Here is an 18,909-nt window from a genome sequence, read left to right on the forward strand (position 1 = left end):
TCGAGCTTGTCGAATCCGTCAATCGAGTTAAATCGTTTGGTGTGATTCGACAAGCTCGATCGTTTTAAGTCGACCCGCGCGGGTCGGTCTGCGTAAATATCTGGAGGCCTTTTTGTTCAGCGCCATTGCGCGGATCTTCCGCACACCCGACCTTCGCAAGAAGATCGGCTTCACCCTGGGCATTATTGCTCTGTTCCGGTTGGGCTCGTTCATCCCGGCCCCGTTCGTGGACTTCGGCAACGTGCAGCTGTGTCTGGCAGCCAACCAGGGATCGAGCGGCCTGTACGAGCTCGTCAACCTGTTCAGCGGTGGCGCCCTGCTCCAGCTCAGCGTGTTCGCCCTCGGCATTATGCCGTACATCACGGCCTCGATCATCGTGCAGCTGCTGCGCGTGGTCATCCCCCACTTCGACACCCTCTATAAGGAGGGTGCCTCCGGTCAGAGCACACTGACTCAGTACACCCGGTACCTCACGATCGCCCTCGGCATTCTGCAGTCGACCACGCTGATCACTGTAGCCCGCAGCGGCGCCCTGTTTGGCACATCCGCCAGCACCGAGTGCACGCAGCTGATCACCAACGACGCCTGGTACGCCATCATGCTCATGGTCATCACGATGACCGCCGGCACCGGCGTCATCATGTGGATGGGTGAGCTCGTCACCGAACGCGGCGTCGGCAACGGCATGTCGCTCATGATCTTCATCTCGATCGCAGCTTTGTTCCCCGGATCGCTCGGCTCCATCGGCCAGCAGCAGGGCCTCGACACCCTCATCATCGTGCTGATCGTCGGAATTCTGGTGGTCGCCGGCGTGGTCTTCGTCGAGCAATCCCAGCGGCGAATACCGGTGCAGTACGCCAAACGCATGGTGGGGCGCCGCACCTACGGCGGCAACAACACCTATATTCCGATCAAGGTCAACATGGCCGGCGTGATCCCCGTGATCTTCGCCTCCTCTCTGCTGTACCTGCCCGCCCTGCTCGCGCAGTTCAACCAGCCGGCCGCCGGCACCGAGGCTCCGGCCTGGGTCGTCTGGATCTCCAACAACCTCACCGGTGGGGACCAGCCGCTGTACATGGCCATGTACTTCTTCCTGATCATCGGCTTCACCTACTTCTACGTGGCGATCACGTTCAACCCCGAAGAAGTCGCCGACAATATGAAGAAGTATGGCGGATTCATTCCCGGCATCCGCGCCGGCCGCCCGACCGCCGAATACCTCGACTTCGTGCTGACCCGCATCACACTTCCGGGCTCGCTCTACCTGGGCTTTATCGCGTTGATTCCACTCGTCGCATTCTCGGTGATCGGCGCCGACCAGAACTTCCCGTTCGGCGGCGCGAGTATTCTCATCATCGTCGGCGTGGGGCTCGAGACGGTCAAGCAGATCGACTCGCAACTGCAACAGCGACACTATGAGGGGCTTCTTAAATGACGCGCTTACTACTAATCGGCCCGCCCGGCGCTGGCAAAGGCACCCAGGCGGAGCGCTTGGCACTCGCCTTCGATATTCCGGCCATCTCCACCGGCGACATCTTTCGCTACAACGTGACCAACAACACCCCGCTGGGGGTCGAGGTTAAGTCGTTCATGGACGCCGGGGCATACGTTCCCGACACCCTCACCAATGCCATTGTCGCTGACCGGCTCAACGAAGCGGATGCTGCCGACGGCTTTCTGCTCGACGGCTACCCGCGCACGACCGACCAGGTCGCTGAGCTCGACCGTCTGCTAAGTGCAGCGGGTACCCAGCTCGACGTCGTCGTTCTCATCACCGCCGACACTGACGAGGTCGTCGCGCGGCTGCTGAAGCGTGCGGCCGAGCAGGGCCGCGCGGACGACACGGCCGACGTCATCCGTCATCGTCTGGACGTCTACGCGGAGCAGACTGCTCCGCTGATCGATGTGTACAGCGGTCGTGGCCTCGTCGTCACGATCGATGGCCTCGGTGCCGTTGAGGCGGTCACCGACCGCATTCTCGCGGCCCTGGCCGAGCGCGGCCTGCGCCCCGACAGCAGCACGCTCTAATACCCGTTTGGGGCCGGGCCTGGCTCGGCCCATCATCATCTGCACCACTACGTAAATAAGAAAAGATCGCTCCCCTTCTCGGAGCTAGTTTGTAGGAAATCAGTGAGTTTTCATCGTTCCATCTACAAGAACCCCGCCCAGTTGCGCCTCATGGTCGCCCCGGGCCTGGCCACCGCCGCATCGCTTGCGGCTGCACGCGCGGCCATGGTGATCGGGGCCACCACCCTCGAACTCGACGCTGCGGCCGAGGCCGCCATCGTCGCGCTCGGCGGCAAGCCAAACTTCAAGCTCGAAGCCGGATATCACCACACCGTGTGTGCCTCGGTGAACGACGACGTCGTGCACGGCATCCCCTCCGGGAGACGCCTCGCGGCCGGTGACATCGTCTCGATCGACAGCGGAGCCATTATCGAGGGCTGGAACGGCGACGCCGCGTTCAGCTTCGTGCTCCCGGACGCGTCGCGGCCCGAGGTCGTGGCCGAGCGTCAGAAGCTGTCCGATGTCACCGAGCAGTCCCTGTGGCACGGCATCGCCCAGCTGCACACCGCGCGCCACCTGAACGAGGTTGGCGAAGCCATCGAAGATTACGTGGAGTCGCAGGGCAGCTACGGCATCCTGACCGACTATGTCGGCCACGGCATCGGCCGTTCGATGCACGAGGCTCCGCCCGTGTTCAACTACCGCGTGCGCCCCAAGGGTCCGGATGTGAAGCCGGGCCTCGTCGTCGCCATCGAGCCGATGGTCGTGCTCGGATCGATCGACACCTACACCCGGGACGACGACTGGACCGTTGCCACCAGCGACGGCAAGGCCGCAGCGCACTGGGAACACAGCATCGCCGTGCACAAGGACGGCATCTGGGTGCTCACCGCCGAAGACGGCGGCGCAGCCGGCCTCGCCCAGTTCGGAATCAGCCCCGTCCCGATCTCGTAGCGCCGCTTCGCGAGACCGCCATCGTCCAAACCGAGCGGGCCCGCGAAACCCGGGTCAGTCGGTCGCGCGGAACGTCTCGATGGCCAGGATACCCGCGGCCGGGTTCTCCGACGACAGGTGCACGATCGAGAACCCGCCGGTGTCGAGGTCTGCGGCGTCGAACAGCGCCGTGGTCGGCTGGCTCCCGGTAGCCAGCGCGATTTCCCGCATGATCTCCGGCAACACCGGCCCGTGGCTGCACAAAACAGCGGTTTTGCGGGAGCGCACGCGCTTGCCGACGATGGAGCGAACATCCGCTTCACCGCTTTCGAGCGCGTCCTGGCTGATCAGATCCGTCTGCTTGATCGGGATTCCCGTGGCGGCGGCGAGCGGAGCCACCGTCGTGACGCACCGCACGGCCGTGCTCGAGATAATGCGCAGCGGGCGCCAGGCCGTGATCGTGGCCACGAGGCCCGTTGCCTGTGTCACCCCGCGCGCCGTCAGCGGACGACGCGCATCAGGGCCGGCGCCGGTGCGCGGCGCGGCCTTGCCATGGCGCAGCGCGATCAGCGCGAACGTGCGGGTGACGCCGGAGTCGACGAGGGCGGAGAACGTCTCGATAATCTCGACATCGGCCGGGTAGCTCAGGTAGCTGCGGGCCTTTTTGATGGTCACCCACTCGATCGCGGCGACCTCACCGTTGGGAACGAAGGTTGACCGCGCGATCGCGTCCGGCGTGATTTCGGCGGCCCAGTAGTGCACGATCTTGGTGCGGCCGTCGGGCATGTCGTAGTGCGACACTCCGAGCGGAACCCCGAGCGCCACGTCCAGCCCGGTCTCTTCCGCGACCTCGCGGACCGCGGTGCGGGGCAGCGACTCGCCCGGATCCACCTTCCCCTTGGGGATGGTGACATCGCCGTGCACGGTGCGGTGAATGAGCAGCACGTGCATGCGGCCGTCGATCAGGCGCCAGCAGACGGCTCCGGCGGCGTACACGTTCGGGTCGGTGGTCTTGACCGCCATCAGCGCCGCGCTGGCGGTCGTTTGCGGGCACTGATCTGCTGCATCAACCGGTTCTGCATGTCGCTGAGGTGCACGCCGTTCTCGTCGACGTCGTGGCGGGTCCAGTGACCGGTGTCATCGAGCCACCAACTGGAGGTTCGATCATCCATGGCCCGTTCGAACAGCGCCTCGATCTCGAGCAGATGTTCCGGGTCGACCAGTCGCACGAGCGCCTCCACCCGGCGGTCGAGGTTGCGGTGCATCATGTCGGCGCTGCCGATGAACATCTGCGTGTCCCCGAGGTTGTGAAAGGAGAAGATGCGCGAGTGCTCGAGGTACCGGCCGAGAATCGACCGGACCCGAATGTTCTCGCTCATGCCGGGAACGCCCGGCTTGAGGCTGCAAATGCCGCGCACCCAGACGTCGACGTGCACGCCGGCCTGGCTGGCCCGGTACAACGCGTCGATGATGTCCTCGTCGACCATCGAGTTGACCTTAATGCGGATGCCGCTGGTCGCCCCCGAGAGGGCGTTGTCGGTTTCCGCCTGGATCTGCTTGAGCAGGGCCTTGCGCAAATGCAGGGGAGCCACGAGCAGTCGCTTGAACTTCTTCTCGATGGCGTAACCCGACAACTCGTTGAACAGGCGGGTGAGGTCCTTGCCGACCTGGGCATCCGCTGTTAGCAAGCCGAGGTCTTCGTAGATGCGGCTGGTCTTCGGGTTGTAGTTTCCGGTGCCGATGTGGCTGTAATGTCGCAGCACGCCTTTCTCGTATCGCACCACGAGAGCGAGCTTGCAGTGCGTTTTGAGGCCGACCAGCCCGTAGACGACGTGCACGCCGGCCTTTTCGAGCTTGCGCGCCCAGGTGATGTTCGCCTGCTCGTCGAAGCGGGCTTTGATCTCGACCAGCGCGAGCACCTGCTTGCCGCTGTCGGCGGCGGCGATGAGCGCCTCGACGATGGGGCTGTCGCCGGAGGTGCGGTACAGCGTCTGTTTGATGGCGAGCACGTTCGGGTCGGCCGCGGCCTGCTCCAGAAACGCCTGCACGCTCGTCGCGAACGACTCATACGGGTGGTGCAGCAGCACGTCGCGCCGTGCGACCGCCGCGAAGATGTCCTGCTCGGCGTTCGGCTCGCTCGGCAGCAGCTGGGCGGCCGTGGTCGGCACGTGCTTGACGAAGTGCAGATCGGGGCGGTCGATGCGCAGGTCGAACAGTCCGCCGAGGTCGAGCGGCGCCGGCAGATGGTAGACCTCCTGCTCGGTCACATCGAGTTCGCGCACGAGCAGCCCGAGGGTGACCTCGTCCATGTCCTCGGTGATCTCCAGTCGAATGGGCGGGCCGAACCGGCGCCGCAGCAGCTCCTTCTCGAGCGCTTTGATCAGGTTCTCGGTTTCGTCTTCGTCGATCTCGACGTCTTCGTTGCGGGTGACCCGAAAGACGTGGTGTTCGAGAATTTCCATGCCCGGAAACAGGTCGCCGAGCTGGTTGGCGATGAGATCTTCAAGCGCAATATAACGGATGCGATCGACCGACTCCGCGCGGTCCACCCGCACGAAACGCGGCAGCATGGGCGGCACCTTGAGCCGGGCAAACTCCTGCTTGCCGGTCTTGGTATTGCGCACCCGCACGGCCAGGTTGAGGGAGAGGCCGGAGATATAGGGGAACGGATGCGCCGGGTCGACGGCGAGGGGCATCAGCACCGGAAAGATCTGGTTGGAGAAGTAGGTGCGCAGCGAGCGACGGTCGGCGTCGCCGAGGCTCTGCCAGTCGACGACGTCGACGCCGGCCGTGGCGAGGGCGGGCCGCACGAGGTTCTGGAAGGCGAGGGCGTGGCGATCCTGCAGGGCGTGGGCGGCCGCCGAGATGTCGCTGAGGACGTCCTGCGGGGCACGGCCGACGTTCGTCGGAACGGCCAGGCCGGTCAGGATGCGGCGCTTCAGGCCGGCGACGCGCACCATGAAGAATTCGTCGAGGTTACTGGCGAAGATGGCGAGAAAGTTGGTGCGTTCCAGCACCGGAAGGGACTCGTCCTCGGCCAGTTCGAGCACGCGCTGGTTGAACGCGAGCCAGCTGAGCTCCCGGTCGAGGTATCGGTCGGCGGGCAGCGCCGGGTCGAGTTTTCCGAAAAGTGGGTCAAAGTCGTCATCAAAGTCTGTGAGACCGGAGTCTGCCTGGGTGATTTCGCCGTCCATCTGTCCATCCTGACATCCTTGGTCACGCCACCGCGACGAACCGGGTGAACGTCAGGCGAAATAATCGCCGAGCCGTTGACTTTTCGGCGCGTCGCCCGGATTAACTCGCCGGTGTTGTCCTGCGAGTCGGCGCCGACCGGATGAAATGGCCTCAGCCAGCGAGGCGGCGGTACTGCACGTCGACCGTGTGGTCGCTGAAACCGAGCGACCGATACAGGTGCACCGCGCCGGCGCTGTCGGCCTCCACGTAGAGGGCGGCTGTACTGCAGCCGGCAGCGTGCAAGCGCTGAAGCCCCGCCTGCATGAGCGCGCGGCCGAAGCCGTGACCGGCGGCATCCGGATACACCCCGATCACATAGATCTCGCCGATCGCCCCGTCAATCTTCAGCCAGTTGTAGCCGATCATGCGACCGTCAACGTCCCGCAGAATCAGAAAGTCGTCGCTGCTGAACCACGACTCGGCCTGTCGCGCTGCCAGGTCGGCCTCGGTAATAGCGCCCTGTTCAGGGTGCGTCGCAAACACGAGCGCGTTCAGGTTAACCCACTCCGCATCGTCCAGGCCTGGCCGAAACGCCGAAATGCCTGCGCCATCCAGGCAAACGGATGCCGACTCCTCGGTGTCCGGCAATGACTTGCGCAATTCCAGAAGGGTTCGCACCGCGACGAAGTTCAGCTCGACCGCCAGGGCGCGCGCGCCGGGGTGGTCGCCGTGCGACCACGCGGTCACTTCGCCGGGCTCGAGCGCGCCGAGTTCGCCCCATGCCGCCCGTCCGTACCCGCGTCGGCGACACTCCGGCGTAATGACCAGGTCGATTTCGCCGCGTCCAGCCAGCGCCGCCCCCACCAGAAGGTCGTTCGATCGCACCAAATAGGCGGTCCGCAGGCCGCTGTGCAGGTCGAACAGCCCCTGCTCATTGAAGGGCGCGTAGCCGTCGAAGGCGAGCGCCTCCGCGGCGATGCGGTGGAATTCGGTCAGCCCGGCGGCATCCGTTTTACTAAGCGCGGAGAGAATTGGGAACTCGCTCATCGTTTTCTTCGTGCACATTGAACCGGTAGCCGACGTTGCGTACGGTGCCGATGAGCGATTCCTGGTCGCCCAGCTTGGCGCGCAGGCGCCGCACGTGCACGTCGACCGTGCGAGTGCCGCCGAAATAGTCGTAGCCCCAGACCTCGCTCAAGAGCTGTTCACGGGTGAACACCCGTGACGGATGCGCGGCCAGGAACCGCAGCAGTTCGAACTCCTTATAGGTGAGGTCGAGCGGTTTTCCGTGCACCTTGGCCGAGTAGCTCGCCTCGTCGATCACGACTCCGGCCGCGCGGATCGTGTTCGAGGGTACGGTCTGGGCGAGCCGGCCGATGCTCAGGCGGATACGGGCATCCACTTCGGCTGGGCCGGCCGTGTCGAGAATGACATCGTCGACGCCCCAGTCCGGACTGACCGCGGCCAGTCCGCCCTCGGTGATGACGAGAAGCAGGGGAGTAATGGTGCCCATCGTGCGCAGAATCTGGCAGAGCGACTTGGCCGCGGCGAGGTTGCTGCGGGCATCCACCAAAATCAGATCGGAATCCGGGGCGTGAATGAGCTGATCCGCCTGGGCGGGAATCAGTTTCGCGCTATGTGACAGCAACGCCAGGGCGGGGAGTACGTCATTGTTGGCCGCCGAGGTCAGGATCAACAACTGCGCCACGGGCGCCCTCCAAGTGTCTCGAATTTCATACTAGCGTGCCATGGGATGCGACCGTTCAGGCACAATAGAGACGTGAGCTGGCACTGGAGAACGATCGCGACCGTGTGGTTACTGGCGATTGTGGGGGCCATTGTCACCGGATTGCTCGCCACCTCGGCCTCGGCGCTCGGCTGGTTCGGGCTCACCCTAGCCGGCTGCACGCTCGTCACGCTCGGACTCCAGATCGCCACCGGAACCAAAGAAGGTTACGTGAAACGGGTCACGCTGAGCATCGCCGGCGCCCTCGTGATCCTCGTCGCGGCGACGATTGTGGTCGCTCTGCTCTGAGCTCCCGCTAGACTCGCAGCATGGATCTGTTAGCGCTGGAACTTTTCTTTTTAGGCCTGCTCGGACTGGCCAGCTTGTCGATCGCCTGGGTATCCGGCATGGTCGTTTTCAAGCTGTTCCGGGGGCAGCGGTAAGTACGCATGTTTGACCTTCCGGTCGGTTTGCCGTCCGAACTTGTTCCACTCTCCTGGTTGATCGGAGTCTGGGAAGGTTCCGGTGTGCTCGAATACAAAATCGGCGAGGAGTCGGTCAGCCGTACCTTCGGCCACCGCATCAGCTTCAGCCACGACGGTCTGCCGCACCTGAACTACAGCTCGTACACCTGGCTGGAGCCGCTGGCTGCGGCCGCCTCTGAATCGGATACCGCTGTGCCCGAGTCCGAGGGCGCTTCTGGTTCTGGCGCTGCTCTTGAGGCGGATGCCGCATCCGCTTTGGCTGAACAAAACGTTCCCTCTGAAACGGATGTCGCCACGCCGGCCCCGACGCTGCCGCCCGAGATGCTGTCCGACGAGAAGCTCCCGCTGGTCACCGAAACCGGGTATTGGCGGCTCAGCCGTCACCAGGGTGACGGCGACCCGGGGCCCGGCATGCTGCCGGGCATGGGGGAGCGCCCGTTCACCTCGGCGGCTGCCGTTGAAACGTTGCGCAATCGTGACGGCGGTTTCGACATCGAGGTCACGCTCGTGCATCCCGGCGGCGTCGCCGAACTCTACCTCGGCCTGGTAAAGGGTCCCCGTATCGACCTCGCCACGGATGCCGTGCTGCGTACCGCCGGATCCAAGCCCTACGCGGCCGCCACCCGCCTCTACGGCTTGGTCGACAATCACCTGCTCTGGGCCTGGGACATAGCCGCCCTGGGCCAGGACCTGCGCACGCACGCCTCCGGCCGCCTCGCCCGGGTCTCCTAGCCCTGCTTCTGTGCCATCTGGGTTGCCGACGCGTCGTGGCACTCGTAAAGGCTGGCGGCACTTGTTCGTAGGAGTGCCCTCATCTTGAACGAGTGCCACGAGTCATCCGACGCCCCATGCCTCCTTTCGGACCGGGCCCGGTCCCGCAAAAGTGGGCCCGGTCGGGCCGCGACCCGGCACACCCGTCGAATAAACCCGCGGGCCGTAGTGTTGTTAGTGCATGAGCCGTGCCAACGAGCACGCCCCCAAGCACGATCGCCGACCGTCAACCCGGATCGGCAGAATTGAGCGCCATGACTGACCCGGCAACAACCGTCTCACCGCTGCTCGGATTGCCCGGCGCGGTGCAGTCCGAGGGAATCGATGCCGGCGTCGCCGCGCACTACGGCAACCCCATGATCGAACAACGCTCGCTCGTCGCCGGACACGCCATCGTCGACCTCTCGCACCGCGGCGTGCTTTCCGTCGCCGGCCCCGACCGCCTCAGCTGGCTCAACTCCATCGCCAGCCAGGAACTCAAAACCCTCGCCCCCGGCGAATCCACCGAGATGCTGTTGCTCGACCCCAACGGACACCTTCAGTACGCCGTCCGCGTGCTCGATGACGGCGTCGAAACCTGGCTCCTCGTTGAGGCCGCCGAGCTGCCCGGCCTGCAAACCTTCCTCGACCGCATGAAGTTCATGCTGCGGGTGCAGGTCGTCGACCACACCCTCGCCTACGCCACCATCGGCGCCATGACGGATGCCCCCGCCTCCGTTGGCATCACCGCCGCCGCCCCGAACGGCGTGCCGCTGACCTGGCTGGATCCTTGGGCCGCCGTCGCCCGCGGTGGCTATCAGTATGCCGAGGCGCCCGAGCATCCCGGAACCCATTGGACCTACACCGAGACCCTCGTGGCCCGCGCCAGCCTCCCCGCCCTGCGTGACGCACTCGCCGCCGGCGCCCTGACCGTCAGGCCCGAGTCCGCCACGCCCGCTGCAACAGCGCCCGCCTCCGACCCGGCCGCCCCAGTCCCAACCGGCGCGGCAGCATCCGCTTCACTGGTAAAACCGGCCGGACTGCTCGCGCTCGAGGCGCTGCGCATCGCCGCGTGGCGTCCGCGCCGGGCCCGGGAGGTCGATGAGAAGAGCATCCCGCACGAGCTGGACTGGCTGCGCACCGCCGTGCACCTCAGCAAGGGCTGCTACCGCGGACAGGAAACCGTGGCCAAGGTGCACAACCTCGGCCACCCGCCGCGCCGCCTAGTCATGCTGCACCTCGACGGGTCGGAAGGCGTGCTGCCCGCGCCCGGCGACCCGGTGCAGGCCGACCGCGTCCGGCCCGAAGCCGAGCCCGAACGGGTCGTTGTCGGCAGCATCACGTCGAGTGCCATCCATTATGAGCTCGGGCCGATCGCGCTCGCCGTGATCAAGCGCACCATCCCGGGCGCATCGACGCTCTACGTCGAGTCCGAGGGCATCTCCATCTCGGCCGGCCAGGAGATCATCGTGCCGCAGTCCGCCGGGTCGGTCGCCGACATTCCCCGCCTGCCCCGCCTCGGAGTCCGCACCCCCGTTCGCTGACCTTCCAGGGTCCCCGGGCTCGCCGACGTTCGATGGCTTATTCAGGAAATCCTCTGTGACGGATGCTGCTTCCCGCGTGTTGGCGCGGGTGGCGGCATCCGTTGTGACCAGTTTTCCTGAATTAGCCCCCGCCGGCGGGTGCGCTCCGGCGCAATTGCGTCACCCACGCTCGATAGAGTGGGCACATGTCTGCCCCCTACACACTCGTCCTCCTCCGCCACGGCCAAAGCACCTGGAATCAGCAGAACCTGTTCACCGGCTGGGTGGACGTTCGCCTCAGCGAGCAGGGGGCCACCGAAGCCGCGCGCGCCGGTGTACTGCTCAAGGACGCCGGCCTGCTGCCCGACGTGCTGCACACCAGCCTGCTGTCCCGCGCCATCCAGACCGCGAACCTCGCGCTCGAAGAAGCCGACCGCTCGTGGATCCCGGTCAAGCGCTCCTGGCGCCTCAACGAACGCCACTACGGCGGACTGCAGGGCCTCGACAAGGCGGCCACCCAGGCCAAGTTCGGCCAGGAGCAGTTCATGCTGTGGCGCCGCTCCTACGACACCCCGCCGCCCGTGCTCGACGACGCCAGCGAGTTCTCGCAGGCGCACGACGCGCGCTACGCCGACCTCGGCGACGACCTTCCCCGCACCGAATGCCTCAAAGACGTCGTCGAGCGGATGCTGCCCTATTGGCAGTCCGACATCGTGCCCGACCTGCAGGCGAATAAGACCGTCCTGGTGACCGCGCACGGCAACTCCCTGCGCGCCCTGGTCAAGCACCTCGACGGCATCAGCGACGCCGACATCGCCGAACTGAACATCCCCACCGGAATCCCGCTGGTATATCGCCTCGGCGAAGACTTCATGCCGCTTGGCCCGGGGGAGTACCTCGACGCCGAGGCCGCCGCCGCCGGAGCTGCCGCCGTCGCAGCCCAGGGCAACAAGAAGTAGCTCGCCCGAGGCCCCGGTGCGAAAGCTCCGGGGCCTTTTGCGCGCCAATTTCGGCGGCTGCGGCACCTCGGAATCGTGGCCGTGCCCGATATCGGTGCGCGCTACGCCGGTTCGTTACCGTAGCGGCTGCCCGTTTCGGGCGCGCTCACGCGAGCGCTCGCCCAAACCGAGCGCAGACTAGAGCGGGTTGTCCTGGTGCCAGGCCCCCGTGCCGAGGTACTGCACTTTCTTCGCGATGGACACCGCGTGGTCGGCGAACCGCTCGTGGTACCGGCTGGCCAGGGTCGCATCGACGGTGTCGGCGGCGAGCCCTTTCCAGGTTTCGCCGAGCACGGCGTCGAACACGCTCACGTGCAGCGCGTCGACCTTGTCGTCTTCATTGCGAATGGTCTCGGCGAGGGCCATGTCCTGGTGCAGGAGTAGCTCGGTGAGCATATTCGCGATGACCACGTCGAGCGCGCCCATTTCGGCGAACGTGCCGCGCAGCCCCTTGGGAATGACCTTGTCGGGAAAACGGTAGCGGGCAAGCTGGGCGATGTGCGTCGAGAGGTCGCCCATCCGCTCAAGGGAGGCGCTGATGCGCAGGGCACTCACGACAATTCGCAGGTCGCGGGCGACCGGCTGCTGGCGGGCCAAAATGGTGATCGCGAGCTCGTCGAGCTCGACCGTGAGTTCGTCGATCTTCTCGTCTTCGGTGATGGCCTCTTCGGCGAGGCTGACGTCACTCTCGTTGAAGGCGCGAGTGGCCTTGTCCATCGAGATGGCGACGAGCCGAGAGATCTCGACTAGTCGTTGTTGAACTTCTGCCAGCTCCTGCTGGAATACGTCGCGCATGCTGTGGTCCTTCCTTGCCGCGCGGGCACGCACGGGCCTGTGAGACCCGCCTTGGCCTCCGACCTAGAATGCCGGATTTAGGTTAACGGCAGGTGCCGTGGTCTTGAACTCTTTCTAAAGTACAGGTCTCCGGCGGCCTTCGCTGCGAAGTAGAGCCCCAGAGTGTCAGTAACCTGTAGGTTATGGAATCGACGTTGCTGGTGTTGCTGTCGCTGGCACTCGGCCTCGGCGTCGGGGCTGGATTCGTGACCCTGTTGCACGTCGCCGAACGGCACGGACGCCGCGCCAGCGAAGTGGTCAACCCGGCCGTGCCCGACGGAATCGACCAGGTGCTCGACGCCCTCGAGACCGCCGGCGTCGTGCTTGACCCGTCCAACAACGTCATCAAGACCAGCCCGGGCGCCCTCACTCTCGGTCTGGTCTGGAACCATCAGCTCGTGCATCCCGAACTGCTCGAACTCGCCCGACGAGTGCGCAGCACCGGCGAGCCGATCAGCGAAGACCTCGTGCTCTCCCGCGGCCCGTTTGGCGACGCGAGCATGCGGTTTCGGGTGCGCCTGGCCCGGCTCGGCACGCGCTACGTACTGCTCCTGGCCGAGGACCGCACCGAAGCTTTCCGCCTCGACGAGGTGCGTCGCGACTTCGTCGCCAACATCAGCCACGAACTGAAGACCCCGATCGCCTCCGTCGGTCTGCTCGCCGAGGCGCTCGACAAGGCAGCGGATGAACCGGCGCAGGTTCGCCGCTTCGCCAACCGGTTGACGACGGAGTCGGCTCGGCTTGCTCGCCTCACCCAGGAGATCATCGAACTGTCCCGGCTGCAGGCGCAGGACGTGCTCGCCGAGCCGGAAAATCTCAGCGTCGACGACATCGTCGCCGCGGCCGTCGACCAGAGTCGGGTCGTCGCCGAGGCGGAACGCATCACCATTGTTCTGGGCAAGAAGTCTGGTGCCCACGTCTACGGCGATGAAGCCCTGCTCATCGTGGCCGTGCACAACCTGGTCGCCAACGCGGTGAACTACTCCCTCGAGGGATCGCGAGTGGGCGTCGGCGTGCGCCTGCAGAAGGGCATCGTCGAAATCACCGTCACCGATCAGGGCGTCGGAATTGCCGAGGCCGATCTGGACCGGGTCTTCGAACGGTTTTTCCGGGTCGACCAGGCCCGTTCGCGCCACACCGGCGGAACCGGATTGGGCTTGTCCATCGTCAAACACGTCGTGCAGAACCACGGCGGCGACATTCGCGTCTGGTCCCAGCCGGGCAGCGGATCCACCTTCACCATCCGTCTCCCCGAGGCGGCGCAGCCGATCGAACCCGGCCCCAAGAAGCCGCAACCAGCCGCACGTGCGGCCGCAGGAGACACACCATGACACGCATCCTTCTGGTCGAAGACGAGAGCGCGCTGAGCGAGCCGCTGAGCTTCCTGCTCGAACGTGAGGGCTACGAGGTCGTCGTGGCCGAAGACGGGCCGAGCGCGATCAGCGAATTCGACCAGAACGGCACCGATCTCATCCTGCTCGACCTCATGCTGCCCGGAATTCCGGGCACCGAGGTGTGCCGCGAGATCCGCACCCGGTCGACGGTGCCGATCATCATGCTCACCGCCAAGGACTCCGAAATCGATATCGTCGTCGGGCTGGAACTCGGCGCCGACGACTACGTGACCAAGCCGTATTCGACGCGCGAACTCGTCGCGCGCATCCGTGCGGTGCTCCGGCGCCACGACGATCAGGGCGGCGATGACGACGACACCACGCTTGCCGCCGGCACCGTGCGCATGGACGTCGAGCGGCACGCCGTCTCAGTTTCTGGCGAACTCGTGAATATGCCGCTCAAGGAATTCGAGCTGCTCGAGTTTCTGCTGCGCAACGCCGGCCGGGTGCTCACCCGCGGTCAGCTCATCGACCGGGTCTGGGGCACGGACTACTTCGGCGACACCAAGACGCTCGACGTGCACATTAAACGCATCCGTTCGCGCATCGAGGCGGTCCCGTCTGACCCGACCATGCTCGTCACCGTGCGCGGGCTCGGTTACCGCTTCGAGGCCTGAGCCGTCACGGACGGGCGGCATCCGCTTGACTAGGCGGGCAGTGGATGCGCGCACTGGCGCGCGTCCCGCCGGCCGCGCGGCGCAGGCGGCCGCAGACATAAAACAGGCCGCCGTCCCCGAGGGGATGGCGGCCTGTGTGCCGAAAAACCTACGCTGCGGGCGTCTCAGTTGGCTCGGGCGTCTCGGTCGGCGCGAGCGTCGGCAGCAGGGTCGAGTACTCACCCTGAGTGCCGGTCAGCACCGGCAACAGCAGCTCGACGCCGGTCTCTTCGCCGTACTGGAAGAACACCGGAAACAGCGAGCCGGGCTGGCTGTCCATGTTCTCGAGAATGACCGATTCTTCACCCTCGGTGCCGAACGTCACGGTCGCGTTGGCCTTGACCGGAACATCCTGCGAGACCGTGCCGGTGCTGGACTCGTACTGCACGACCAGGTTCTGCTCGGAGTCGGTCGTGTTCACGACGGACACGATCAGGTTCGCCAGTTCACCGTCGGTCGAGAGCAGCAGACCGTTGCGAATGTGGATCTCGCCAACATCACCGCTGACGCCGTCGCTCGCGTTGTACTCGATCGAGGTGGCCTGCGGTGCGAAAAATCCGCATGCGCTCGTGCCCAACAGAATGCCGGCCGCCAATACAACGGATGCAGCGATGCGCGCTCTCACAAGACCTCCATACCGAAGCAGCGGTCGACGGTGGGCCGGCGCTGCAGAATTCGCTTTGTCACTAGCTTAGCGGCGAGTCTGGGCGGCGACATGTCGTCGCCGCCCCTCGCGGGGGCGCGCGTACTTTAGCACCACCTTCATGTGGTATTCTGGACGCTGCTGAAGGGATCCCTATGCTGTTTGAGGTTGGCGAAACTGTTGTTTATCCCCACCACGGCGCTGCGACGATCACCGAGGTGAAAACGCGCATCATTAAGGGTGAAGAGAAGCTCTACCTCAAGCTAAACGTCACGCAGGGTGATCTGACAATTGAGGTTCCCGCCGAGAACGTAGACCTGGTCGGCGTGCGCGACGTGATCGGCCAAGAGGGCCTCGACCGGGTGTTCGAAGTGCTGCGGGCACCGTTCACCGAGGAGCCCACCAACTGGTCCCGCCGGTACAAGGCCAACCTCGAGAAGCTCGCCAGCGGCGATGTCATCAAGGTGTCGGAGGTCGTACGCGACCTGTGGCGTCGCGACCAGGACCGCGGCCTGTCCGCCGGTGAGAAGCGCATGTTGGCCAAGGCCCGGCAGATCCTGATCAGCGAGTTGGCGCTGGCCGAGAAGACCGATGAAGAGCGGGCCTCCACCGTTCTGGATGAAGTCCTCGCTTCCTGATTCTTTATTTTGCTTCGTGAGGGGCGGTGCCGCGAGGTGCCGCCTTTTGCATGTTCATCCCGCTGCATCGCCCAGATAGATACCCTCCAGATATGACTGTTCCCTTCCTGCCGCCGGCCATCCCGCTCGACGACCCCTCACCCGATGCGCCCACCGTTGCCGTGATCATCGTCGCTGCCGGCAGCGGAATCCGTCTGGGGCACGCCGAACCTAAAGCATTCGTTTTGCTGCATATGCGCCCCCTGCTCGACCACGCCCTAGATTCCATTTTTGGAATGCGTTCGCCCGTGCAGATCATCGTCGTTGCCCCCAGCGACCGGGTAACGGATGCCCGCGCCATCGCCGCCGCTGCCGCGGCTCGTCACGAGTCGCCCGCGGCGGCCCTGACGATCGTCGCCGGCGGACGCACCCGCCAGGACTCCGTCGACCTGGGCGTCGCAGCCTTGCTGCCGGGTGTCGACGTGGTGCTCGTGCACGATGCCGCGCGTGCTCTCACCCCCGCCAGCTTGTGCGATGCCGTCGTCGACGCCGTGCGTTCCACCGGGCACGGCATCATTCCGGGGCTCCCGGTCGTGGACACCATCAAACGGGTCGCCGCCTCCGGCGCCATCCTCGGCACCGTCGACCGATCCGAACTCTCCGCCGTCCAGACCCCGCAGGGATTCCCCCGTGCCATGCTCGCCGCTGCCCGCGCCTGGGCCGTGCAGAACGGCCGGTTCGAGGCGCTCACCGATGATGCGGCCCTCGTTGCCGACGCCGGTCACCCGGTCACAGTCATTGCCGGCGACGCCCTCGCCTTCAAGATCACCACGCCCGAAGACCTCGACCGCGCCGACCTGATCCTGTACGCCGCCGCAACCCCGCCACTGCTCCCGCTCCTGCCGCGCATCGGTACCGGCCTCGACGTGCACGCCTTCGCCGCCGACACTGAGCCTGACGACACCACCGAGCTCTGGCTGGCCGGGCTGTACTGGCCGGGGGAGCGCGGCCTCAGCGGTCACAGCGACGGCGACGTCGCCTGCCACGCTATCTGCGACGCCTTGCTCGGCGCTGCCAGTCTCGGTGACATCGGCAGCGTGTTCGGCACGACTGATCCGCGGTTCAGCGGCGCCCACGGCGACGTTTTTCTCACCGAAACGGTGCGCCTGGTCGCAGCCGCCGGCTACCAGATCGGCAACGTCTCGGTGCAGATCATCGGCAACCGCCCCAAGTTCGCGCCGCGTCGGGCAGAGGCCGAAACGCGACTCGCCGGCATCCTCGCTGCACCGATCAATATCGCAGCAACCACGACCGACGCTCTCGGATTCACCGGTCGCGGCGAGGGCGTCGCGGCGACGGCCACGGCGCTGCTCTACCCGCTACCGCCTGCGGCACCAGAGCCGGGTCAGACCCCTGACCTAAACTGGAGGGCGTGACCATGCAACTGTACGATTCGAAGGCCCAGGCCTTGCGTGACTTTGTCCCCCTCGAACCGGGCCAGGTCGGAATGTACGTGTGTGGACCCACTGTGCAGTCCAGCCCGCACATCGGTCACCTGCGCAGCGCCCTGGTCTACGACCAGCTGCGCCGCTGGCTCAGCTACCGTGGACTCAACGTCACGTTCGTGCGCAACGTCACCGACATCGACGACAAAATTCTGATCAACGCCAAGGGCTCGAGCGAGCAATGGTGGGCGCTGGCCTACCGCTACGAGCTCGAGTTCACCGCCGGCTACCAGCGCCTCGGCATCCTTGCCCCCACCTACGAGCCGCGCGCAACGGCGAGCATCACCGAGATGCAGACCCTCATCGCGACCCTGATCGAACGCGGCAACGCCTACCCTGCCGCTGACGGTTCGGCCGACGTGTATTTCTCCAGTGCGAGCTGGGCCGCCTATGGCGCGCTCACGCACCAGTCGCCGGGCAATATGGAAGCGGCAGCGGATGCTTCACCGCGCGGCAAGCGCGACCCCCACGACTTCGCCCTGTGGAAGGGCCACAAGGAGGGCGAGCCGACCTCGGCCGCCTGGCCGTCGCCGTGGGGCCTTGGTCGCCCCGGCTGGCACATCGAGTGCTCGGCTATGGCCGCCCGCTACCTCGGCGACCGGTTCGACATTCACGGCGGCGGACTCGACCTGCGGTTTCCGCACCACGAGAACGAGCTGGCCCAGTCGAACGCGGCCGGCAGCGACTTCGCGAACTACTGGGTGCACAACGGCCTGGTGAACGTGAACGGGCAGAAGATGTCCAAGTCGCTCGGCAATTCCGTGTTCGCGGCCGAACTGCTCGACCAGGCTCGCGCCATCGTCGTTCGCTATTTTCTCGGCGCGGCCCACTATCGCTCGACCATTGACTACAACGACGGGTCCCTGGCCGAGGCCGAGGCGGCCCTCGAGCGCGTCGAAAGTTTTCTCGACCGTGCAGACCGGCGCCTCGCCGGTACCCGGTTCGCCGGGAGTGGCGTCGAGGTCGTGCCCGACGAGTTCGCCGCGGCCATGGACGACGACCTTGCCGTTCCGCAGGCGCTCGGTGTGTTGCACGACACAGTGCGGGCCGGAAACGCCGCGCTGGATGCCGAAGACCTGCACGCTGCGGCATCCGCTCGCAGTGAAGTACTCGCGATGAGCGAAGTGCTGGGAATCAACCCTTTGTCGCCCGGCTGGGCCGTGGCGACGGACGAACCGGCCATGGTGGCCCTGAGTGCGTTGGTCGAGCGGCTGCTCGGCGACCGCAACCTCGCCAGGGAAAACCGCGACTACGCGGCCGCAGACCGAATCCGGGACGAACTCGTCGCCGCCGGAATTACCATCGAAGACACCCCGTCGGGTGCCCATTGGAGCTTTGACTGATGAAGAACTTAGACCGCAAATCGCGTACCGGAGCGGTGCGCAAGGGCAGCCGTGGAGCCCAAGTCGGCTCCGGCGGCCAGGGCCGTCAGGCGCTCGAGGGCAAGAAGCCCACGCCTAAGGCCGAAGACCGTCCGTATCACCCCGCCGGCAAGCGCAAGGCTGCCGCCGAGCGCTTCACCGCGGCCGGCGGCTTCAACTCCCGCCCCGCAGCGGATGCTTCCGCCAACCGCGGCGGCTCGCGCGGCGGCCCCGCTGCTCGCGGCGGTGCCCGCGGCGCATCGCAGGGCGGCCCGCAGCGCGGCACCGGCAACACCGGCGGCG

At 65.9% G+C, this 18,909-nt stretch carries 18 protein-coding genes and 1 pseudogene; 13 read left to right on the forward strand and 6 right to left on the reverse strand.

The genetic code is table 11. The annotated features are described in order from the left end of the window. Nucleotides 1-112 precede the first annotated feature (112 nt). From secY to map, 3 genes are all read left to right on the forward strand, one after another. Nucleotides 113-1,435: a preprotein translocase subunit SecY gene (gene secY / locus E3T31_RS17460; protein WP_134443830.1), complete on the forward strand. Its 1,323-nt coding sequence runs from the start codon at nt 113-115 to the stop codon at nt 1,433-1,435. Continuing rightward, nucleotides 1,432-2,028 (forward strand): adenylate kinase, encoded by a 597-nt coding sequence (locus E3T31_RS17465; RefSeq protein WP_134470664.1) that lies wholly within the window; start codon nt 1,432-1,434, stop codon nt 2,026-2,028. Before secY ends, E3T31_RS17465 begins: the two co-directional genes overlap by 4 nt. Nucleotides 2,029-2,130: 102 nt before the next feature. Next, complete coding sequence (gene map / locus E3T31_RS17470; RefSeq protein ID WP_241978081.1) at nt 2,131-2,961, forward strand: type I methionyl aminopeptidase; 831 nt, start codon at nt 2,131-2,133, stop codon at nt 2,959-2,961. Nucleotides 2,962-3,015: 54 nt separating this feature from the next. On the opposite strand, the gene E3T31_RS17475 is transcribed toward map, so the two are convergent. The 4 genes from E3T31_RS17475 to E3T31_RS17490 form a co-directional block, all read right to left on the reverse strand. Next, nucleotides 3,016-3,963, reverse strand: a complete 948-nt coding sequence (locus E3T31_RS17475) for an NUDIX domain-containing protein (protein WP_134470666.1) — start codon at nt 3,961-3,963, stop codon at nt 3,016-3,018. Beyond that, the gene (locus E3T31_RS17480; RefSeq protein WP_134470668.1) at nt 3,963-6,134 is read right to left on the reverse strand and encodes an RNA degradosome polyphosphate kinase; all 2,172 of its coding nucleotides are present in this window, start codon (nt 6,132-6,134) and stop codon (nt 3,963-3,965) included. The genes E3T31_RS17475 and E3T31_RS17480 overlap by 1 nt, the downstream gene beginning before the upstream one ends. A 151-nt stretch (nt 6,135-6,285) precedes the next feature. After that, nucleotides 6,286-7,161 carry a mycothiol synthase gene (mshD, locus tag E3T31_RS17485; RefSeq protein ID WP_166788557.1) on the reverse strand — a complete coding sequence of 292 codons (876 nt, stop codon included), beginning with the start codon at nt 7,159-7,161 and terminating at the stop codon, nt 6,286-6,288. Then, nucleotides 7,130-7,822, reverse strand: coding sequence for a response regulator transcription factor (locus tag E3T31_RS17490; protein WP_134443825.1), 693 nt, complete (start codon nt 7,820-7,822; stop codon nt 7,130-7,132). The genes mshD and E3T31_RS17490 overlap by 32 nt, the downstream gene beginning before the upstream one ends. 72 nt (nt 7,823-7,894) lie before the next feature. Here E3T31_RS17490 and E3T31_RS17495 point away from each other — a divergent pair, with 72 nt between their 5' ends. The 4 genes from E3T31_RS17495 (at nt 7,895) to E3T31_RS17510 (ending at nt 11,557) form a co-directional block, all read left to right on the forward strand. Beyond that, nucleotides 7,895-8,149, forward strand: a complete 255-nt coding sequence (locus E3T31_RS17495) for a hypothetical protein (RefSeq protein WP_134470672.1) — start codon at nt 7,895-7,897, stop codon at nt 8,147-8,149. Nucleotides 8,150-8,289: 140 nt separating this feature from the next. Continuing rightward, entirely contained in the window at nt 8,290-9,057 is a 768-nt protein-coding gene (locus E3T31_RS17500; protein ID WP_134470674.1) for an FABP family protein, read from the forward strand. A 293-nt stretch (nt 9,058-9,350) separates the two neighbouring features. Beyond that, complete coding sequence (locus E3T31_RS17505; protein ID WP_134470676.1) at nt 9,351-10,619, forward strand: folate-binding protein YgfZ; 1,269 nt, start codon at nt 9,351-9,353, stop codon at nt 10,617-10,619. A 185-nt stretch (nt 10,620-10,804) separates the two neighbouring features. Continuing rightward, nucleotides 10,805-11,557: a phosphoglyceromutase gene (locus tag E3T31_RS17510; protein ID WP_134470678.1), complete on the forward strand. Its 753-nt coding sequence runs from the start codon at nt 10,805-10,807 to the stop codon at nt 11,555-11,557. A 177-nt stretch (nt 11,558-11,734) separates the two neighbouring features. On the opposite strand, the gene phoU is transcribed toward E3T31_RS17510, so the two are convergent. Continuing rightward, nucleotides 11,735-12,391, reverse strand: a complete 657-nt coding sequence (gene phoU / locus E3T31_RS17515) for a phosphate signaling complex protein PhoU (RefSeq protein ID WP_134470680.1) — start codon at nt 12,389-12,391, stop codon at nt 11,735-11,737. Nucleotides 12,392-12,573: 182 nt separating this feature from the next. Between phoU and E3T31_RS17520 the strand changes: the two genes are divergently transcribed. Continuing rightward, entirely contained in the window at nt 12,574-13,761 is a 1,188-nt protein-coding gene (locus E3T31_RS17520) for a cell wall metabolism sensor histidine kinase WalK (protein WP_134470682.1), read from the forward strand. Continuing rightward, nucleotides 13,758-14,441: a response regulator transcription factor gene (locus E3T31_RS17525; protein ID WP_134470684.1), complete on the forward strand. Its 684-nt coding sequence runs from the start codon at nt 13,758-13,760 to the stop codon at nt 14,439-14,441. Before E3T31_RS17520 ends, E3T31_RS17525 begins: the two co-directional genes overlap by 4 nt. 148 nt (nt 14,442-14,589) lie before the next feature. Here E3T31_RS17525 and E3T31_RS17530 read toward each other — a convergent pair whose 3' ends face one another. Further along, the gene (locus tag E3T31_RS17530; protein ID WP_134470686.1) at nt 14,590-15,105 is read right to left on the reverse strand and encodes a hypothetical protein; all 516 of its coding nucleotides are present in this window, start codon (nt 15,103-15,105) and stop codon (nt 14,590-14,592) included. 173 nt (nt 15,106-15,278) lie between these two features. Here E3T31_RS17530 and E3T31_RS17535 point away from each other — a divergent pair, with 173 nt between their 5' ends. From E3T31_RS17535 to E3T31_RS18465, 4 genes and pseudogenes are all read left to right on the forward strand, one after another. Next, nucleotides 15,279-15,761 (forward strand): CarD family transcriptional regulator, encoded by a 483-nt coding sequence (locus E3T31_RS17535; protein ID WP_104135553.1) that lies wholly within the window; start codon nt 15,279-15,281, stop codon nt 15,759-15,761. Between the two features lie 92 nt (nt 15,762-15,853). After that, on the forward strand, nt 15,854-17,176 hold the full coding sequence (gene ispD / locus E3T31_RS17540; RefSeq protein ID WP_134470688.1) for a 2-C-methyl-D-erythritol 4-phosphate cytidylyltransferase: 1,323 nt from the start codon (nt 15,854-15,856) through the stop codon (nt 17,174-17,176). Then, on the forward strand, nt 17,173-18,588 hold the full coding sequence (gene cysS, locus E3T31_RS17545) for a cysteine--tRNA ligase (RefSeq protein WP_134470690.1): 1,416 nt from the start codon (nt 17,173-17,175) through the stop codon (nt 18,586-18,588). The genes ispD and cysS overlap by 4 nt, the downstream gene beginning before the upstream one ends. Beyond that, a pseudogene (locus E3T31_RS18465) lies at nt 18,588-18,909 on the forward strand (hypothetical protein); the annotation flags it as partial. The gene cysS and the pseudogene E3T31_RS18465, both read left to right, overlap by 1 nt.

It is taken from the genome of Cryobacterium sp. TMS1-13-1, assembly GCF_004403125.1.
In the GTDB taxonomy this organism is placed as follows: domain Bacteria; phylum Actinomycetota; class Actinomycetes; order Actinomycetales; family Microbacteriaceae; genus Cryobacterium; species Cryobacterium levicorallinum.